General features: G+C 61.3%; 14 protein-coding genes. 5 read left to right on the forward strand and 9 right to left on the reverse strand.

Going from position 1 to position 19,037, the window contains the following annotated elements; translation table 11 throughout:
* Positions 1 to 74 precede the first annotated feature (74 nt).
* From cmk to mtnA, 7 genes are all read right to left on the reverse strand, one after another.
* Positions 75 to 764, reverse strand: a complete 690-nt coding sequence (cmk, locus tag CAG02_RS18505) for a (d)CMP kinase (RefSeq protein WP_007950916.1) — start codon at positions 762 to 764, stop codon at positions 75 to 77.
* Positions 761 to 2,968 carry a bifunctional prephenate dehydrogenase/3-phosphoshikimate 1-carboxyvinyltransferase gene (locus tag CAG02_RS18510; protein ID WP_256576904.1) on the reverse strand — a complete coding sequence of 736 codons (2,208 nt, stop codon included), beginning with the start codon at positions 2,966 to 2,968 and terminating at the stop codon, positions 761 to 763. The genes cmk and CAG02_RS18510 overlap by 4 nt, the downstream gene beginning before the upstream one ends.
* A gap of 28 nt (positions 2,969 to 2,996) precedes the next feature.
* Entirely contained in the window at positions 2,997 to 4,109 is a 1,113-nt protein-coding gene (gene hisC, locus CAG02_RS18515; RefSeq protein ID WP_085710818.1) for a histidinol-phosphate transaminase, read from the reverse strand.
* A 13-nt stretch (positions 4,110 to 4,122) separates the two neighbouring features.
* Positions 4,123 to 5,217, reverse strand: a complete 1,095-nt coding sequence (pheA, locus tag CAG02_RS18520; protein WP_007950913.1) for a prephenate dehydratase — start codon at positions 5,215 to 5,217, stop codon at positions 4,123 to 4,125.
* Positions 5,217 to 6,302 carry a 3-phosphoserine/phosphohydroxythreonine transaminase gene (gene serC / locus CAG02_RS18525; protein WP_085710819.1) on the reverse strand — a complete coding sequence of 362 codons (1,086 nt, stop codon included), beginning with the start codon at positions 6,300 to 6,302 and terminating at the stop codon, positions 5,217 to 5,219. The genes pheA and serC overlap by 1 nt, the downstream gene beginning before the upstream one ends.
* Before the next feature lie 64 nt (positions 6,303 to 6,366).
* Positions 6,367 to 9,150 carry a DNA gyrase subunit A gene (gyrA, locus tag CAG02_RS18530; RefSeq protein WP_085710820.1) on the reverse strand — a complete coding sequence of 928 codons (2,784 nt, stop codon included), beginning with the start codon at positions 9,148 to 9,150 and terminating at the stop codon, positions 6,367 to 6,369.
* A gap of 412 nt (positions 9,151 to 9,562) precedes the next feature.
* Positions 9,563 to 10,639, reverse strand: coding sequence for an S-methyl-5-thioribose-1-phosphate isomerase (gene mtnA / locus CAG02_RS18535; RefSeq protein ID WP_085710821.1), 1,077 nt, complete (start codon positions 10,637 to 10,639; stop codon positions 9,563 to 9,565).
* A gap of 108 nt (positions 10,640 to 10,747) precedes the next feature.
* On the opposite strand from mtnA, the gene CAG02_RS18540 reads away from it, so the two are divergent.
* The 5 genes from CAG02_RS18540 to CAG02_RS18560 all read left to right on the forward strand — a co-directional run bounded on the left by CAG02_RS18540 (position 10,748) and on the right by CAG02_RS18560 (position 15,611).
* On the forward strand, positions 10,748 to 12,082 hold the full coding sequence (locus CAG02_RS18540; protein WP_085710822.1) for a TRZ/ATZ family hydrolase: 1,335 nt from the start codon (positions 10,748 to 10,750) through the stop codon (positions 12,080 to 12,082).
* 57 nt (positions 12,083 to 12,139) lie between these two features.
* A complete protein-coding gene (gene ubiG / locus CAG02_RS18545; protein WP_007950906.1) occupies positions 12,140 to 12,838 on the forward strand; it encodes a bifunctional 2-polyprenyl-6-hydroxyphenol methylase/3-demethylubiquinol 3-O-methyltransferase UbiG in 699 nt (232 codons plus the stop codon).
* A 4-nt stretch (positions 12,839 to 12,842) separates the two neighbouring features.
* The gene (gene mupP, locus CAG02_RS18550; protein ID WP_085710823.1) at positions 12,843 to 13,514 is read left to right on the forward strand and encodes an N-acetylmuramic acid 6-phosphate phosphatase MupP; all 672 of its coding nucleotides are present in this window, start codon (positions 12,843 to 12,845) and stop codon (positions 13,512 to 13,514) included.
* A 66-nt stretch (positions 13,515 to 13,580) separates the two neighbouring features.
* Positions 13,581 to 14,321 (forward strand): YciK family oxidoreductase, encoded by a 741-nt coding sequence (locus CAG02_RS18555; protein WP_085710824.1) that lies wholly within the window; start codon positions 13,581 to 13,583, stop codon positions 14,319 to 14,321.
* Between the two features lie 363 nt (positions 14,322 to 14,684).
* Positions 14,685 to 15,611 (forward strand): GGDEF domain-containing protein, encoded by a 927-nt coding sequence (locus CAG02_RS18560; RefSeq protein WP_085710825.1) that lies wholly within the window; start codon positions 14,685 to 14,687, stop codon positions 15,609 to 15,611.
* A gap of 62 nt (positions 15,612 to 15,673) precedes the next feature.
* Here the strand turns inward: CAG02_RS18560 and CAG02_RS18565 are convergent, their stop codons facing one another.
* Positions 15,674 to 16,468: a TenA family transcriptional regulator gene (locus CAG02_RS18565; protein ID WP_085710826.1), complete on the reverse strand. Its 795-nt coding sequence runs from the start codon at positions 16,466 to 16,468 to the stop codon at positions 15,674 to 15,676.
* 46 nt (positions 16,469 to 16,514) lie between these two features.
* On the reverse strand, positions 16,515 to 18,977 hold the full coding sequence (locus tag CAG02_RS18570) for an EAL domain-containing protein (RefSeq protein WP_085710827.1): 2,463 nt from the start codon (positions 18,975 to 18,977) through the stop codon (positions 16,515 to 16,517).
* Between the last annotated feature and the right edge of the window lie 60 nt (positions 18,978 to 19,037).

Genomic DNA, 19,037 nt, shown 5'->3' on the forward strand with positions numbered 1-19,037 from the left:
CCAGACGATGCGGGTCAGTTTCATTTAAAGGAAGCCACCGCAGGACTATGACTGGTCCCCTGCGGCCTTCCTGGTCACCCGGCGATATCGCGAATGGCGATCTCGCTCATGATGCGTTCCAGCACCTGATCGATGGACAACTCCGTGGAATCCAGCTGTATGGCGTCGGCCGCCGGTTTGAGCGGGGCCACCGCTCGCTGGGTATCACGCTCATCGCGCGCACGGATCTCATCTAGCAGACTCGACAGACTAACACCCTCGACTTTGCCCTTCAACTGCAAATATCGACGGCGCGCCCGTTCCTCGGCACTGGCGGTCAGGAAAATCTTCAGCGGCGCATTCGGAAATACCACCGTACCCATGTCACGCCCATCGGCCACCAGGCCCGGCGTTTCCTGGAACGCGCGCTGGCGCTGCAGCAGCGCCTCGCGCACAGCCGGCAACGCAGCCACCTGGGAAGCGCCGGAACCGACGCTCTCGGTGCGGATGACATCGCTGACTTCATCACCTTCCAGAATGATGCGCTGCAATTGACCGTCGGTCGCCGCGATGAACTGCACATCCAGATGAGCGGCCAGTTTCTTCAGCAGCTCTTCATTGGTCAGGTCGACACCATGATTGTGCGCAGCAAACGCCAGCAGGCGATACAGCGCGCCGGAGTCCAGCAGATTCCAGCCCAGACGCTTGGCCAGAATCCCGGCTACGGTGCCTTTGCCCGAGCCGCTTGGCCCATCGATGGTGATGACCGGAGCAATGTTGTTCACGACTGAGCCTCTTGCGCCACACGAATGCCGACCTGCGCGCACAGCGCCAGGAAGTTCGGGAACGATGTCGCGACGTTGGCGCAATCATGGATGCGGATCGGTGCAGTGGCGCGCAGCGAGGCCACGCTGAAAGCCATCGCGATACGGTGATCGCCATGACCATGCACTTCGCCGCCGCCGATCTGGCCGCCGTCGATGATGATGCCGTCCGGGGTCGGTTCGCACTTGACGCCCAGCGCCAGCAAACCGTCCGCCATGACCTGGATACGATCCGATTCCTTGACCCGCAACTCTTCGGCGCCGGTCAGCACGGTGCGCCCTTCGGCACAAGCTGCCGCCACGAACAATACCGGGAACTCGTCGATGGCCAGAGGGACCAGCGCTTCCGGAATCTCGATACCTTTGAGTTTAGCTGCTCGCACGCGCAGGTCGGCAACTGGCTCGCCGCCCACTTCACGCTGGTTTTCCAGGGTGATGTCGGCACCCATCAGGCGCAGGATGTCGATCACACCGGTACGCGTCGGGTTGATGCCAACGTGCTCGAGCACCAACTCCGAACCCTCGGCGATCGACGCCGCCACCAGGAAGAACGCTGAAGACGAAATGTCGCCCGGCACTTCGATGTGGGTCGCAGTCAGCTTGCCGCCAGACTCGACCGATGCCGTGGCACCGTTGACATTCACCGAGTAGCCGAAGCCGCGCAACATGCGCTCGGTATGGTCGCGAGTCGGAGCCGGCTCGGTGACGGTGGTCTTGCCTTCGGCATACAGGCCCGCGAGCAGCAGACAGGATTTTACCTGAGCACTTGCCATCGGCATGGTGTAGGTCAGGCCTTTGAGCTTGTGACCGCCACGAATGGTCATCGGCGGACGACCGTCGGCAGCGGTTTCGATCACGGCGCCCATTTCCCGCAGCGGGTTGGCGACGCGATTCATCGGACGCTTGGACAGCGAAGCGTCACCGGTCAGGGTGCTGTCGAAGTCCTGCGCGGCCAGCAGGCCGGACAGCAGACGCATCGAAGTACCGGAGTTGCCCAGATAGATCGGGCCCGGTGCAGGTTTCAGGCCGTGCAGGCCGACACCGTGGATGGTCACGCGGCCGTGATGCGGGCCTTCGATGACCACGCCCATGTCGCGGAACGCCTGCAAGGTCGCCAGGGCGTCTTCGCCCTCGAGGAAGCCTTCGACTTCGGTGACGCCTTCAGCCAGGGAGCCGAGCATGATCGAACGGTGGGAAATCGATTTGTCACCCGGTACGCGAATCCGACCGGACAGGCGGCCACCAGGTTGAGCCAGGAAGATCAGATCGTTGGAATTCATAGCGTCCACATAGGCCCTGCGGGCCAGGATTTTACTGAAATGCTCGCGGGCAACCCGGGCGCGCGTGAAGACGCCCAACAATTGGTGCCCATCCCCTGCATCGACCGCGTCGCGCAAGGCGTCGAGGTCGCTGCGAAATGTATCGAGTGTGCGCAGGACAGCCTCGCGGTTGGCGAGAAAAATGTCATGCCACATGACCGGGTCGCTTCCGGCGATTCTTGTGAAATCACGGAAACCGCCCGCAGCGTAACGGAAGATCTCAAGGTTTTCATTGCGCTTGGCCAGCGAATCGACCAGACCGAAGGCCAGCAGATGCGGTAGATGACTGGTCGCCGCCAGTACTTCATCGTGACGCTCGACCTGCATGTGCTCGACGTCGGCACCGAGTTCGCGCCACAAGCGATCAACCACCGCCAGCGCAGCCGGATCGGTCTGCTCCAGCGGGGTCAGAATCACCTTGTGACGACGAAACAGCTCGGCATTGGAGGCTTCCACCCCGCTCTGCTCGGAGCCGGCAATCGGATGGCCCGGCACGAAGCGCGCCGGCATGCCGCCAAACGCTTCGGTCGCCGCACGCACCACATTGCCCTTGGCACTGCCGACATCCGTCAGGATCGCCTGCCCCAGATCCATGCCGGCCAGACGGGCCAGCACTTTTTCCATGGCCAGGATCGGCACCGCCAACTGGATCACGTCCGCACCCTGACAGGCAGCCACCAGGTCGTCTTCACAGCGATCCACCACGCCCAACTCGACCGCCAGCTTGCGCGATTGCGGGTCGAGATCGACCCCGACCACTTCGCGGCACACACCGCTTTCACGCAAGCCTTTGGCAAACGAACCACCGATCAATCCCAGACCGACCACCACCAGGCGCCCGATCATAGGTGCAGCAGATTGCAGCGCAGTGACATCACCCACGAGCCAGAACCTTGCGCAGCGCTTCGAGGAAGCGGCTGTTTTCCGCCGGCAGACCGATGGTCACCCGCAGATGGTTCGGCATGCCGTAGTTGGCCACCGGACGTACGATCACGCCCTCGCACAGCAGACCCTGGAACACCGGAGCCGCCACTTGACCGAGGTCGACGCAGATAAAGTTGCCCTTGGACGGAATCCAGCTCAGGCCCAGTTCGCGGAAACCCGCTTCCAGCTGCTGCATGCCGGACTCGTTGAGCTGACGGCTCTGCACCAGACACTCCTCGTCCTTCAGCGCCGCACAGGCCGCAGCCAAGGCCAGGCTGTTGACGTTGAACGGCTGGCGTACGCGGTTCAGCACGTCTGCCACCACCGGGGTGGACAAGCCGTAACCAACGCGCAGCGCCGCCAGACCGTAGGCCTTGGAGAAGGTGCGCGAGACCAGCAGGTTCGGGTAAGCCGCGAGGAAATCCAGGCCATCCGGCAGATCACTGCCCTCGGCGTATTCGATGTAGGCCTCGTCCAGAACAACCAGCACGTGCTCCGGCACGTCCTGCAGGAACTCGTCCAGCGCTTCGGCGCCGAACCAGGTGCCGGTCGGATTGTTCGGGTTGGCGATGAACACGACGCGAGTGTTGGCGTCGATGGCTGCCAGCATGGCCGGCAGGTCATGCCCCCAATCCTTGGCCGGAACGACTTTGGCCTGGGCGCCGACCGCCTGAGTTGCGATCGGGTAGACCGCGAACGCGTGCTCGCTGAACACCGCATTCAGGCCTGGCGCCAGATAGGCGCGCGCCACCAGCTCGAGAATGTCGTTGGAGCCGTTGCCCAGGGTCACCTGGTTCAGCTCGACACGGCACTGCTCGGCCAGCAGGGACTTCAGGGCAAAACCGTTGCCGTCCGGATAACGGGTCAGCTCGTCCAGCGCTTCGCGGATTGCGGCCAGCGCTTTCGGGCTCGCGCCCAGCGGGTTTTCGTTGCTCGCCAGTTTGACGATGCTTGCCGGATCCAGATCCAGCTCGCGCGCCAGCTCGTCCACGGGCTTGCCCGGAACGTATGGCGAAAGTTGTTGCACGCCCGGCTGTGCCAGAGCGAGGAAGTTGCCACTCATTTGCTACCGCCCCTTAAAGAACTGCTTTCGGGTAGGAACCCAGCACCTTGAGTGCTACTGCTTCCTGACTGATCTTTTCCAGCACACCTTTGATCAGCGGATCACGGTGGTGACCGACGAAGTCGATGAAGAACACGTAGGTCCATTTACCGCTGCGCGACGGACGGGTTTCGATCCGGGTCAGGTCGATCCCGTTGTCATGGAACGGCACCAGCAGCTCATGGAGCGCGCCGGGCTTGTTGCTCATGGACACGATGATCGACGTCTTGTCGTCGCCGGTCGGCGGCACTTCCTGGTTACCGATCATCAGGAAGCGCGTGGAGTTGTCCGGACGATCCTCGATCTTCTCGGCCAGACGGGTCAGGCCATACAGCCCGGCCGCCATGTCACCGGCAATCGCCGCCGAGTTCCACTCACCCTTGACCCGCTTGGCCGCTTCGGCGTTGCTGGAAACCGCCACGCGCTCCACATTCGGATAATGAGCGTCCAGCCACTTGCGGCACTGGGCCAGCGACTGGGCGTGGGAATAGATGCGGCTGATACTGTCGGTCTTGGTGTTTTCACCGACCAGCAGGTGATGGTGAATCCGCAGCTCGACTTCGCCGCAGATCACCATGTCGTGTTCGAGGAAGCTGTCGAGGGTGTGATTGACCGCGCCCTCGGTGGAGTTCTCCACCGGCACCACGCCAAAATTCACCGCACCGGCTGCCACTTCACGGAACACTTCGTCGATCGCCGCCATCGGTTTGCTGATGACTGCGTGACCGAAGTGCTTCATGGCCGCCGCTTGGGTGAAGGTGCCTTCCGGACCGAGATAGGCCACTTTCAGCGGGTTCTCGAGGGCCAGGCACGAAGACATGATTTCGCGGAACAGCCGCGCCATTTCTTCGTTGCCCAGTGGCCCCTTGTTACGCTCCATCACGCGCTTGAGGACCTGCGCCTCTCGCTCGGGACGATAGAACACCGGCTGCTCGCCTTCGGCCAGACTGGCCATCTTGACCCGGGCAACCTCTTCGGCGCAGCGAGCGCGATCGCTGATCAGCTGAAGGATCTTCTCATCAAGGTTATCGATGCGAACGCGCAGCGCCTTGAGTTCCTGCTCGGACATCAGGAGTGCTCCTTCTCGAACTCAGCCATGTAGCCAACCAACGCTTCAACCGCGTCCAGGCCCAGGGCGTTGTAGATCGAGGCACGCATGCCGCCGACCGAACGGTGACCCTTGAGGTTGAGCAGACCGCGGGCGTCAGCGCCGGCCAGGAAAGCCTTGTCCAGACGCTCGTCAGCCAGACGGAACGGCACGTTCATCCAGGAGCGGGCGTTGACGCTGATCGGGTTGGTGTAGAAATCGCTGTTGTCGATGAAGCCGTACAGGCGGTCTTTCTTCGCCTTGTTGCGCTGCTCCATCGCGGCGACGCCGCCCTGCTCCTTCAGCCACTCGAAGACCAGGCCCGAGAGGTACCAGGAATAGGTGGCCGGGGTGTTGTACATCGAACCGTTGTCGGCCGAGATCTTGTAGTCGAGCATGGTCGGGCACGAACTGCGGGCACGGCCCAACAGGTCTTCGCGAACAATCACCACGACCAGACCGCTCGGGCCGATGTTCTTCTGCGCACCGGCGTAGATCAGGCCGTACTGCGACACATCGATCGGACGCGAGAGGATATCGGAGGACATGTCGACCACCAGCGGAACGTCACCGGCCTCGGGAACCCAGTCAAACTGCAGGCCGCCGATGGTTTCGTTGGACGCATAGTGCAGATAGGACGCACCCGGGGTCAGCTTCCACTCGTTCTGACCAGGAATGGCCAGGTAGTCATAAGGCTTGGCGCTGGCGGCAACGTTGATGTTGCCGAAGCGACGCGCTTCCTCGATGGCTTTTTTCGACCAGATGCCGGTCTCGACATAGTCGGCAGTGCCGTTCTCGGGCAGCAGGTTCAGCGGGATCTCGGCGAACTGCTGGCTCGCGCCGCCCTGCAGGAACAGCACTTTGTAGTTGGAGGGGATGGACAGCAGGTCGCGCAGGTCCCGTTCGGCCTTTTCGGCGATGGCCACGTAGTCGTCGCTACGATGGCTCATCTCCATGACCGACAGACCCTTACCGTGCCAGTCGAGCATCTCGGACTGGGCACGCAACAGGACAGCTTCAGGCAGCGCAGCGGGACCTGCGCAGAAGTTAAAGGCTCGTTTGCTCACATCCACTCTCGCTATGCAATCACGGTAGCGGACAGAGCAAACACTCTGCCCTGCTACGATTTGGTTAGTCTTGCGACTCTTCTTCGTCTGCGGCGTCCGCCTGCAGGTTGTCGACCGCATCGTCCGGTTCGGCGCCGATCACGCCCTCTTCCAGCTCGACACCTTCTTCACCTTCAAACTCTTCACCCTCGACTTCCGACGGCTCCTGGACCCGCTCCAGACCGACCAGGGTTTCATCCTTGGCCAGCTTGATCAGGGTCACGCCCTGGGTGTTACGACCCAGACTGGAGACTTCGTCGACACGGGTACGCACCAGCGTGCCCTGGTCGGAAATCAGCATGATCTCTTCACCGTCCTGCACCTGAACCGCACCGACCAGACGGCCGTTACGCTCGTTGCTGACCATGGCGATAACGCCCTGACCGCCACGCTTGTATTCAGGGAACTCGGTAATCGCCGTGCGCTTGCCGTAGCCACGCTCGGAAGCCGTCAGGATCTGGCTGCCCTCTTCCGGGATCAGCATGGAAATCAGCTTCTGCCCTTCCGGCAGACGCATGCCACGCACACCGCGAGCGGTACGACCCATGGCGCGGACTTCGGATTCCTTGAAGCGCGTCACCTTGCCGCCGTCGGAGAACAGCATGATTTCCTGCTCGCCATCGGTGATGGCAGCGGAGATCAGGATGTCGCCCTCGTCCAGCTCCAGCGCGATCAGACCGACGCTGCGCTGACGGCTGAAGGCCACCAGCGGGGTCTTCTTGACGGTACCGTTGGCGGTCGACATGAAGATGAACGGTGCCTTCTTGCGGTCGGCAGCCTTGATGCGCGCGCGGCGCTCTTCTTCGGTTTCGTTGCTGTTTTCGATGTCTTCTACATCTGCCTCGGCGCCTTCGGCTTCTTCTTCATCAGCCTGACGCTTCATGGCTTCGAGATCGACCGGCAGCATGGTGGTGATGTATTCACCGTCATCCAGCGGCAGCAGGTTGACCAGCGGACGACCACGGGCGGCGCGGGACGCTTCCGGAATCTCGTAGGTCTTGAGCCAGTACACCTTGCCCTTGCTGGAGAACAGCAGCAGCGTGGTGTGGCTGTTGGCGACCAGCAGGTGAGCGATGTAGTCCTCATCCTTCACGCCGGTCGCCGACTTGCCTTTACCGCCGCGACGCTGGGCCTGGTACGCAGCCAGCGGCTGGGTCTTGGCATAACCGCCGTGGGAGATGGTCACGACGCGCTCTTCTTCCGGGATCATGTCGCCCAGGGTCAGGTCGAGGCGTGCATCGAGAATCTCGGTGCGGCGCACGTCGCCGTATTCGGCACGGATCACTTCCAGCTCTTCGCGGATCACTTCCATCAGGCGCACGGCACTGTTGAGGATGCGGATCAGCTCGCCGATCTGGTTGAGGATCTCTTGATACTCGGCCAGCAGCTTTTCGTGTTCCAGGCCGGTCAGGCGGTGCAGACGCAGCTCCAGAATGGCTTGCGCCTGTTCTGGCGACAGGAAGTACTTGCCGTCACGCAGACCGTATTGCGGATCGAGGTTTTCCGGGCGGCACGAATCGGCACCGGCGCGCTCGACCATGGTCATCACCGCACTGGATTCCCACGGCGTGCTGACCAGCGCTTCCTTGGCTTCCGACGGAGTCGGCGAAGCCTTGATCAGCGCGATCACCGGGTCGATGTTCGACAGGGCGACGGCCTGACCCTCGAGGATGTGACCACGCTCGCGAGCCTTGCGCAGTTCGAACACGGTGCGGCGAGTAACGACTTCGCGACGGTGACGGACGAAGGCTTCCAGCAGATCCTTGAGGTTCAGGATCCGTGGACGGCCGTCGATCAGCGCAACGATGTTGATGCCGAATACCGACTGCAGCTGGGTCTGGGCGTAGAGGTTGTTGAGGATCACCTCAGGCACTTCGCCGCGACGCAGTTCGATCACGACGCGCATACCGTCCTTGTCGGACTCGTCGCGCAGTTCGGTGATGCCTTCGAGTTTTTTCTCTTTTACCAGTTCGGCGATCTTCTCGATCAGACGCGCCTTGTTCAGCTGGTAAGGGAGTTCGGTGATGACGATCTGCTGACGGCCACCGACCTTGTCGATGTCTTCGATGATCGAACGGGCACGCATGTAAATGCGGCCACGGCCGGTGCGGTAGGCTTCGATGATGCCGGCGCGACCGTTGATGATCGCAGCGGTCGGGAAGTCCGGACCGGGGATGTATTGCATCAGTTCATCGACGGTCAGCTCGGGGTTGTCGATGAGCGCCAGGCAACCGTCGATGACTTCACCGAGGTTGTGCGGCGGAATGTTGGTCGCCATGCCCACGGCGATACCACTGGAACCGTTGACCAGCAGGTTCGGCACGCGGGTCGGCATGACCGCCGGGATCAGTTCGGTGCCGTCGTAGTTCGGCACCCAGTCCACGGTTTCCTTGTGCAGGTCGGCCAGCAGCTCGTGCGCCAGCTTGGTCATGCGCACTTCGGTGTATCGCATGGCCGCGGCGTTGTCGCCGTCCACCGAACCGAAGTTGCCCTGACCGTCCACCAGCAGATAACGCAGCGAGAATGGCTGCGCCATACGAACGATGGTGTCGTACACCGCGGTATCACCGTGCGGGTGATACTTACCGATCACGTCACCGACGACACGGGCAGATTTCTTGTACGGCTTGTTGAAGTCGTTGCCCAGCTCGCTCATCGCGAACAGCACGCGACGGTGCACGGGCTTCAAGCCATCGCGCGCATCCGGCAGTGCACGGCCGACGATCACGCTCATCGCGTAATCGAGATAGGACTGTTTCAGCTCGTCTTCGATATTGACCGGGAGGATTTCTTTGGCCAGTTCGCCCATGAGAAGCCTGATTCCTTTTTCTGGTGAAACTTCGCCATATCCATAGGGGACGCACGAAGCTCGTCGATGCAGGCCGAGTGCCATGCGCCGACTTACGACAAATCGACAAGTTGACCCTGGATTTGCGCAGTGAAGACAACCCCGTGGGACTGCCTCGGAAAACGCCGGATGTTATCACAAGAGCCGCCACGCACCTATCCCCCAGATGCGCATGGAGCATAGTTAGATGACCGATGACAGGCTTAACGGGGACGAGAGAGGCTCAGAGCTTCCCTGAATGCAAATTTCGAGACGAAATTACGGATGTTTATTGACTTTCAGGGCCTCATCGCAGGCAAGCCGGCTCCCACCGGGGCCATGTCTGGCACAAAACCTGTGGGAGCGATGGCAGCTTACCGGGCGATGAACACCCTTAATGCAAGCGCTTGCGGCACATCAACTGCGCCATCTTCGCGGTGTCCGGGCGCTCGACGATGCCTTTTTCAGTGACGATCGCATCGATCAGGTCCGCCGGCGTCACGTCGAACACCGGATTGAACGCCTCCACGTCTGCCCCGACACGCTTGCCGCCGACTTCCAGCAACTCGGCACCGTCGCGCTCTTCGATCGGGATGTCATCACCGCTGGCCAGATTCATGTCGATGGTCGAACTCGGCGCCACCACCATGAAACGCACGCCGTGGTGCATGGCGTTGACCGCCAGTTGATAGGTGCCGATCTTGTTCGCCACGTCGCCGTTGGCGGTGATGCGGTCGGCGCCGACGATCACCCAGGTCACACCTTTGGTTTTCATGATATGCGCGGCGGCGGAGTCGGCGTTGAGGGTTACCGGAATGCCTTCATTGGCCAATTCCCACGCGGTCAGGCGCGAACCCTGCAACCACGGCCGGGTTTCGTCGGCGTAGACGCGCTCGACCATGCCCTCGATGAATGCAGCGCGGATCACCCCGAGCGCCGTACCGAAACCACCAGTGGCCAGAGCGCCGGTATTGCAGTGGGTCAGAATCGCCTGGGCGTTGCCCTGGTGCTTGCGGATCAGGTCGACACCGAGCTGGGCCATGGTCAGGTTGGCTTCGCGATCGCTTTCATGAATGGCGATGGCCTCGGCTTCGAGCGCCTCCAGCGGATTGGCGTTGTCCTTCAGGCGATCCAGCCGGTCGTGCATGCGGTTCAATGCCCAGAACAGGTTGACCGCCGTCGGACGGGAATCGGCCAGCAGCATGAAATCCTCTTCCAGCGCTGCGTACCAGTCGCCACCTTCAGCGATCCGGGCACGGGCCGCCAGCACGATGCCGTACGCGGCACTGATGCCGATGGCCGGCGCACCGCGCACCACCATCGAGCGAATCGCTTCGGCCACGCCGGCGGCGCTGGTGTAGGCGATCCAGTTTTCCTCGAACGGCAAAACGCGCTGATCCAGCAGGTGGAGCGCGCCATCACGCCAATCGATGGCCTTCACTTTCTCCGCAGCCAACAGTCGATCGCGCATCCCTCACCCCGCACTCATGAACAAAAGCCGCCGATTATAGCGATCCCCCCGCGAAGACGCTCGGGTATACTTCGCCATCCTTTACAAAAGCACTGGAACCGACCCTCGATGCCGAAACCTGCCATTGCGCTCGACTTATTATTGCTGCCGACCTGGCTGGTACCCGTCGAACCCGCAGGCGTTGTGCTCAAGGAGCATGGCCTGGGCATCCGCGACGGTCGCATCGTGTTCATCGGCCCGCGCGCCGAAGCCTTGAAGTGTAACGCCGCCGAAGTCCGCGAATTGCCGGACGTGCTGCTCGCCCCCGGCCTGATCAATGCTCATGGCCATGCCGCCATGACGCTGTTCCGTGGCCTCGCCGACGATCTGCCGTTGATGACCTGGCTGGAAAACCACATCTGGCCGGCCGAGGGCAAATGGGTCGATGAAGATTTCGTGCGTGACGGCACCGACCTGGCCATCGCCGAGCAGATAAAAGGTGGCATCACCTGTTTTTCGGACATGTATTTCTTCCCGAAGGTTGCCAGCGAGCGCGTGCACAACAGCGGAATCCGTGCGCAGATCGCCATTCCGATCCTTGATTTCCCGATTCCGGGCGCCGCCAGCGCCGATGAAGCCATTCGTCAGGGCGTCGAACTGTTCGGCGACCTGAAGCACCACGAACGCATCAAGATCACTTTCGGCCCTCATGCACCCTACACCGTTGGTGATGAGAATCTGGAAAAAATCCGCGTGATCGCCGAAGAGCTGGACGCCTCGATCCACATGCACGTCCACGAGACCGCCTTCGAAGTGCAGCAAGCGGTCGAACAGCGCGGCGAACGCCCGCTGGCCCGCCTCGGCCGACTGGGCCTGCTCGGCCCGCGCTTCCAGGCCGTGCACATGACCCAGATCAGCGATGACGACCTGGCGTTGCTGGTAGAAAGCAACACCAGCGTGATCCACTGCCCGGAGTCGAACCTGAAGCTGGCCAGCGGCTTCTGCCCGGTAGAACGCCTGTGGCAGGCCGGGGTCAACGTGGCGGTGGGCACCGATGGCGCGGCGAGCAACAATGATCTGGACCTGTTGGGTGAAACCCGCATTGCTGCGCTGCTGGCCAAAGCCGTTGCCGGCTCCGCCACCGCGCTGGACGCTCACCGGGCGTTGCGCATGGCGACGCTGAACGGCGCGCGGGCCCTGGGGATCGAAGCCGAGACCGGCTCCCTGGAACTCGGCAAGGCCGCGGACATTGTCGCGTTCGACCTGTCCCGCCTGGCCCAGCAACCGGTCTATGACCCGGTCTCGCAACTTATTTACGCCACCGGCCGGGACTGCGTGAAACATCTGTGGGTTGCCGGCAAGCAGCTGCTCGACGACCGGCGCCTGACGCGCCTCGACGAACAACAGCTTGGCGAAACCGCCCGGGCCTGGGGCCGGCGCATCAGCGGCCACACCGAATCGTAAACACCCCGGGGCAAACTCCGGGGCTACAGCCTTTTTCAAGTTTTAGAGGATTGAATCATGAGCAACGTCGACCACGCCGAAATCGCCAAATTCGAAGCACTGGCCCATCGCTGGTGGGACCGCGAAAGCGAGTTCAAACCGCTGCACGACATCAACCCGCTGCGGGTCAACTGGATTGACGAACGCGTCAACCTGGCCGGCAAGAAAGTCCTCGACGTCGGTTGCGGCGGCGGCATCCTCAGCGAAGCCATGGCCCAGCGTGGCGCGACCGTGACCGGCATCGACATGGGCGAAGCGCCGCTGGCGGTCGCACAACTGCATCAGCTGGAATCCGGCGTGAACGTCGAGTACCGGCAGATCACCGCTGAAGCCCTGGCCGAAGAAATGCCCGAGCAGTTCGACGTCGTCACCTGCCTGGAAATGCTCGAACACGTACCGGATCCATCGTCGGTAATCCGCGCCTGCTTCCGCATGGTCAAACCTGGTGGCCAGGTGTTTTTCTCCACCATCAACCGCAACCCGAAGGCTTACCTGTTCGCCATCGTCGGCGCCGAATACATCATGAAGCTGCTGCCGCGCGGGACCCACGACTTCAAGAAATTCATCCGCCCGTCCGAGCTCGGCGCCTGGAGCCGCATGGCCGGCCTGACCGTCAAGGACATCATCGGCCTGACCTACAACCCGCTGACCAAGCACTACAAGCTGGCGGCGGACGTTGACGTCAACTACATGATCCAGACCCTGCGCGAGGAATAAGCCGATGGCCATCAGAGCAGTCCTTTTCGACATGGACGGCACCCTGCTCGACACCGCGCCGGATTTCATCGCGATTTGCCAGGCGATGCGCGCGGATCGCGGCTTGCCGCCGATGAACGACAAGCATATTCGCGACGAAATCTCCGGCGGCGCCAAGGCCATGGTCGCAGTGACGTTTTCGATGGATCCGGAATCACCGGGCTTCGAGGAGTTGCGCCTTGAGTTCCTCGAGCGCTACCTCGCCGGCTGCGCCGTGCACAGCAAGCTGTTCGACGGCATGGGCGAATTGCTGGCCGACATCGAGAAAGCCAATCTGCTCTGGGGCGTGGTCACCAACAAGCCGCTGCGCTTCGCCGAGCCGATCATGCAGCAACTGGGCCTGGCCGAGCGCTCGGCCTTGCTGATCTGCCCGGATCACGTCAAGAACAGCAAACCGGATCCCGAGATGCTGAACCTTGCCTGCAAGATGCTTGATCTGGATCCGTCGACCGTTCTGTTTGTCGGCGATGATCTGCGCGATATCGAATCCGGCCGTGACGCGGGCACCAAGACTGCCGCCGTGACCTATGGCTACATTCACCCGGACGACAATCCTCGACACTGGGGCGCGGACGTGGTGGTGGATCATCCGCAGGAGTTGCGCAAGGTGATCGATAACGCGCTGTGCAGTTGCTGACTCGGGCCCGCTCCATTCCCATGCCGGTCGTGGGAACGATCAGAAGTTAATGGATTAGAGGTTTTTATGTTTGATTATTCCGCTCGCCCCGAATTGCTCAAGGATCGGGTCATTCTGGTCACCGGTGCCGGTCGCGGCATCGGCGCCGCCGCTGCGAAAACCTACGCGGCCCACGGCGCGACCGTGCTGCTGCTGGGCAAGACCGAAGCCAACCTGACCCAGGTCTACGACGAGATCGAAGCGGCCGGGCATCCGCAGCCGGCGGTGATCCCGTTCAACCTCGAAACCGCCCTGCCCCATCAATACGATGAGCTGGCAGCGATGATCGAATCCGAGTTCGGCCACCTCGACGGCCTGCTGCACAACGCCTCGATCATTGGTCCGCGCACGCCGATCGAGCAGTTGTCCGGTGAAAATTTCATGCGCGTCATGCAGGTCAACGTCAATGCGATGTTCATGCTGACCAGCACCCTGCTGCCGCTGCTCAAACTGTCGCAGGACGCCTCGGTGGTGTTCACCTCCAGCAGCGTCGGCCGCAAGGGACGCGCCTACTGGGGCGCCTATGGCGTCTCCAAGTTTGCCACCGAGGGTTTGATGCAAACCCTGGCCGATGAAGTCGACGGCGTGGCGCCGGTACGCTCCAACAGCATCAACCCGGGCGGCACCCGTACCAGCATGCGCGCCCAGGCGTACCCGGGGGAAAACCCGCTGAACAACCCGACGCCGGAAGAGATCATGCCGGTCTATCTGTACCTGATGGGTCCGGACAGTACGGGCATCAACGGTCAGGCATTCAACGCCCAGTAATGCCATACGTCGCTTTTGTTGCCGCGGCGGATTCCCGTCGCGGCATACATTTGCCGCTTTGCGCAGGCCCGTTTCAGTCAAATTACCACCACTCGATTTCACGCTATAAATTCAACTCTTTGATTCACAAAGGTTTTAATAAAACCTGAACTGAGTGGCACGACTTTCGCTCTACATTCCCTCAAAGCACGCCGAGTGAAGGCAGTCGGGCAAGGCCTGATTTCGATAGCTGACTAATCGTCATCGGGCAGACTAAACTTGTGCCAAATGTCCTACGGGACTGATGGATCAGTATGACGCGCAGCCCATAGCCGCTCTCACCCAGCCTGTAAGACAGACTTACTGCTTAGGGGCTCACGCCATATGAAATCACCCTCCCAGACCACTGCAATTGACTTCGACAGTGCCAAATTGCAACGCCTGGGCTTTGGTCAGCTGCCTCCGCTGCTGCAGCGACCTGTCAGCCTGGCGCAACTGCGCCAGCAAATGAGCCTGCAACTGCAAACCAGCCTTGAGCCTCAACGCATCCTGGGTCTGTTTTTCCGCGAAGTTCAGCGCCTGGTACCACTCGACGCCTTGAGCTATGTGCACAGCGGCAGTGACCTGCGCCTGGAGTTCGGGGCCCGCGGTCATCACTCCGCCAGCTACAGCCTCAGCCACGATGGCGAGCACATGGGCGAGCTGGTGTTCCGCCGCAACCAGCGCTTCAGCGAGCAGGAACTGGGCAACCTGGAATCGCTCCTGTCGTCCCTGCTCTACCCGATGCGCAATGCGCTGCTCTACCGCGTTGCGACGCAGACCGCCCTGCGCGATCCATTGACCGGCGCCGGCAACCGCATCGCCATGGAGCAGACCCTGCAGCGGGAAATCGAGATGTCCCGTCGCCACCTGCAACCGCTGTCATTGCTGATGCTGGACATCGACCATTTCAAGCAGGTCAACGACAGCCATGGTCACACGGCCGGCGACGAGGTGCTCAAAGCCGTCGCAGCGTCGATCAAGGATCAGTTGCGCAACGTCGACATGGTGTTTCGTTATGGCGGGGAAGAATTTTTGATCCTGCTGTCCAACACCAGCCGCGAAGCCGCCGCGATGGTCGGCGAACGCCTGCGGTATGCAGCACAGGCCCAGGACTATTACGCCGATGGCCAGTTGATCGAATTGACCGTGAGCCTTGGCTGCTCGACCCTGCTGCCGGGCGAGTCCGCCGACAGCCTGCTGCGCCGCGCCGACAGCGCGCTGTACGTGGCCAAGCGCGAGGGGCGCAATCGCCTGACAATGGCCGGCTGAATTGACTCTGCCAAACAAAAACGGGAGCACATGGGCTCCCGTTTTTCATTGAGGTCGTCGGACTAGCTCTCGACCAGCGCCCGCCGCTCGCGCCCGACCAGCACCCGCTCCGAAAGCTCCAGCTGCATGCAGCGCTCAAGGAACAGGTACATGTAGTCATAGCTCTTGCACACAGCCTGGCGCAGCTCCGTCTGCAGCGCACGGCTCGGATTCATACCGGCCAGGGTGCAGATGATTTCCAGTGCCTCCCATGGATGGGCATCATCGTACTGGGCGTGCATCTTCAGCCACTTCATCGCCCGCTTTCGGTCTTCTTCAGGGAAAGCGGCGGCGTACACACCTGTCGAACAGACCAGCGCCGACCACTCCCCGGTCGCGCCTTCGATCGCATAGTTGGTGGCGGCAATGGCCACGATCAGCGAATCCGCCGAACTGGTGTGCCAGCACCAGTGACTCAGGGCGTGCAACTCCGGCGGCACTTGCTGCGCCTGCAGGTCTTCCAGGCTCACACCGTGGGCCCGGCTCCAGTTCAACCAGTAATCGGCGTGATTGAGTTCGACGCGGATGTTGCGCATCAGCCAACGCCGCGCCATGTCTTCGCCCGGGTGACGGGCGAACTTGGTCTTGGTGAGATTCTGCGCCATGTACAACGCAAATTGCTCAACGACGGGCCAGCCCCCGATGAGGTACTGGCGCATGGTCCTGGCGCTGAGCTTGTTATCACGCATGCGCAGGTAAAGTTCATGTTCGACAACCCGGCGTTTGCTCTCGCTGCAATCCTGGATCAACTGTTGTGCCCAGGCAGGATAACTTGCAGCTTCCATGAGTGGTCCGGTTCGGTTGAATGTGTCGATCACTGTTCGGCTCCTTTTGATTTGTGATTGTAAGGATCGGCAAGAGACTTCAACGGAACGTGCCAGGCGCCTTGAACAACAGCGGCTGCGGTCTGGCGGGCCGACTTTGCAAACTGTCGCAGGTAAACAACTGCGGGCGTTCGATGACATAACCCTGAGCGTAATCCACGCCGATTTCAAGCAATGCCTGCTCGATCTGGGCTGTTTCGACAAACTCCGCAATTGTCTGCTTACCCATGACATGCCCGATGTGGTTGATCACTTCGACCATAGCGCGGTTAATCGGGTCGTCCAGCATATCCTTTACGAAACTCCCGTCGATCTTCAGGAAGTCTACAGGCAAATGTTTCAAATAAGCGAATGAAGACATTCCGGCACAAAAATCATCCAGCGAGAAGTAACAACCCAAGCCTTTGAGTTCATTAATAAATCGGATGGCACTGCCAAGATTTGCAATGGCGCTGGTTTCTGTAATTTCAAAACAAATCATTTCAGGAGGCACGGAATAGTTATCAAACTGTTCCCGCAGAAAGTGCAAGAACGCGTCATCTCCGATAGTAATGCCTGAAAGATTAATCGCACACATTGCCAGAGGCTGTTCGCACTCTTCGTTAATACATTGAGCAATGACCTTAAATACATTCTGCACAACCCAACGATCCAGCGAAGTCATCAAACCATAACGCTCGGCTGCCGGTATGAAACTGTCCGGCAGAATCATCCGCCCTGCCTCGTCATGCAGGCGCAGCAGAATTTCGATGTGCCCGCCCGCGCCACCGGCCACCGAACCCAACGGGGCGATTTCCTGGGCATAGAGACAGAAGCGGTTTTCCTCCAGGGCCATGTGCAGGCGCTGCACCCAGGCCATCTCACCGAAACGCAAGGACAGCTCCGAGTCGTCGGCATGGTAGACCTGCACCCGGTTGCGGCCCTTTTCCTTGGCCATGTAGCAGGCCATGTCCGCCGCCCGCAGCGAGGCCTCGAGGGTGGTCGGGGTTTGCGCGACATGCACCAGCCCAATGCTGACGGTGGTCAGGAACGGTCGCCCCTTCCACACGAAATGCAGATTCTGCACCGTCTGACGCAGCCCTTCGGCGATTTTCTCGGCCGCCTCCGGCGCGCAGTTCTCCAGCAGAATGCCGAACTCATCCCCCCCCAGCCGCGCCAGCGTGTCGCCCTCGCGCAGGCCGGATTGCAGCAACGCACAGATATGCCGCAGCAACTCATCGCCCGCCGCATGCCCGCAGGTGTCGTTGACCAGTTTGAACTGATCGAGATCGAGGAACATCAGCGCATGCCGCCCGGGCTGCCGGGTCAGGTTGTGCAAGGCTTGCTCGAGGCGATATTCGAACTCGCGGCGGTTGGCCAGGCCGGTCAACGCGTCGTGGGTGGCCTGCCACGACAGGTTGGCGATGTATTGCCGCTCCTGGGTCATGTCATGCAGCACCAGCACCGTCCCGCTGACCTTGCCCGCATTGCGGATCGGCGCTCCCACCAGCGTCACCGATACCGTGCTGCCGTCCAGGCGCTGAATCAGCTTGGAATGCTCGCTGCCACCGCTGAGCTGGCCGCTGAGAATGTGTTCGATCAGCGTCAGCCCTTCGGTCTGGGCGTTGTCATCCAGCAGATTAAACAACGCCGCCAGCGGCAGACCCGCTGCCTGCTCAGCCTTCCAGTGGGTCAAGGCCTCGGCGGCCGGGTTCATGTATTCGATCGCACCGCTCACATCGGTGGTGATCACCCCGTCGCCAATTGACTGCAAGGTGATATGGGCCCGGTCCTTTTCCAGTTGCAGGGCTTCGGCAAAGGCATGCCGCTGCTTGAGCAGTTTGCGGGTGCGCAACAGCGCCAGGACGATCAGGCCCAGCGCCGTGGCTAGGTTGGTGAACAGCAACAGACGCAGGATTACCCGCGAGCCTTCGCCCAAGGCATCGCTGAACGCCTTGGCGGCGGGTGTCACACCATCGTTGATCGCAAAAATCCGGTCCTTCCAGCGCCGGATATCGGCATCGGTGGCGGCATTGGCCGTGATCCGCCGGTGCATCTCCTGCGCCACGTCATCGAGCTCCACCAGATAGGCGTCGCCCAGTGTCCAGCGGTCGATGGCGGTTTCCAGATAGCTGAAGTGGCGGAAGTTCAGGTACAGCCAGATCAGGCTGGAGACATCGTCCGGGTGGTTGCCGCCCTTGAGGATGCCCTCGCGGGCCGCTTGCAGGTCGGGTGGTTGCTTGTCCAGGGCCAGGCGCAACTGATGGCCGCCCTGAGGCACGGCAATCGCGTTCTGGTATTTGAGATAAATCGCCTCGTCACGGCTGTCGGCATACAAATTGAGGTAATAGATCGCGTCTTTCTGGCCCTTGGACCAGAGGCTCTCCCCCGCCACATACCCGCGAACGGCCGACAGGACGTAAAGACTCACGCCTCCCAGCAAGGCTTGAAACAACACGACGGCGATGAACGGCCAGACGATGCCCAACAGCCGTGGCGTTCCGAGAGTCCGCTTTTGTTTCATTGGATTCCTTGCGTGGTCACTGCCTGATCGCCCGTCTCTATCAGACCAACCTCCAAAGAC

Source organism: Pseudomonas sp. R43(2017) (assembly GCF_002112345.1).
GTDB classification, from domain to species: domain Bacteria; phylum Pseudomonadota; class Gammaproteobacteria; order Pseudomonadales; family Pseudomonadaceae; genus Aquipseudomonas; species Aquipseudomonas kribbensis.

What these genes read in the sequence shown, in the direction of transcription:
- hisC (WP_085710818.1), bottom strand. Translation starts at nt 4,109, where the DNA reads ATGAGTGGCAACTTCCTCGCTCTGGCACAGCCGGGCGTGCAACAACTT.
- CAG02_RS18560 (WP_085710825.1), top strand. Translation starts at nt 14,685, where the DNA reads ATGAAATCACCCTCCCAGACCACTGCAATTGACTTCGACAGTGCCAAA.
- pheA (WP_007950913.1), bottom strand. Translation starts at nt 5,217, where the DNA reads ATGTCCGAGCAGGAACTCAAGGCGCTGCGCGTTCGCATCGATAACCTT.
- gyrA (WP_085710820.1), bottom strand. Translation starts at nt 9,150, where the DNA reads ATGGGCGAACTGGCCAAAGAAATCCTCCCGGTCAATATCGAAGACGAG.
- CAG02_RS18555 (WP_085710824.1), top strand. Translation starts at nt 13,581, where the DNA reads ATGTTTGATTATTCCGCTCGCCCCGAATTGCTCAAGGATCGGGTCATT.
- CAG02_RS18570 (WP_085710827.1), bottom strand. Translation starts at nt 18,977, where the DNA reads ATGAAACAAAAGCGGACTCTCGGAACGCCACGGCTGTTGGGCATCGTC.
- mupP (WP_085710823.1), top strand. Translation starts at nt 12,843, where the DNA reads ATGGCCATCAGAGCAGTCCTTTTCGACATGGACGGCACCCTGCTCGAC.
- ubiG (WP_007950906.1), top strand. Translation starts at nt 12,140, where the DNA reads ATGAGCAACGTCGACCACGCCGAAATCGCCAAATTCGAAGCACTGGCC.
- CAG02_RS18510 (WP_256576904.1), bottom strand. Translation starts at nt 2,968, where the DNA reads ATGATCGGGCGCCTGGTGGTGGTCGGTCTGGGATTGATCGGTGGTTCG.
- mtnA (WP_085710821.1), bottom strand. Translation starts at nt 10,639, where the DNA reads ATGCGCGATCGACTGTTGGCTGCGGAGAAAGTGAAGGCCATCGATTGG.
- CAG02_RS18540 (WP_085710822.1), top strand. Translation starts at nt 10,748, where the DNA reads ATGCCGAAACCTGCCATTGCGCTCGACTTATTATTGCTGCCGACCTGG.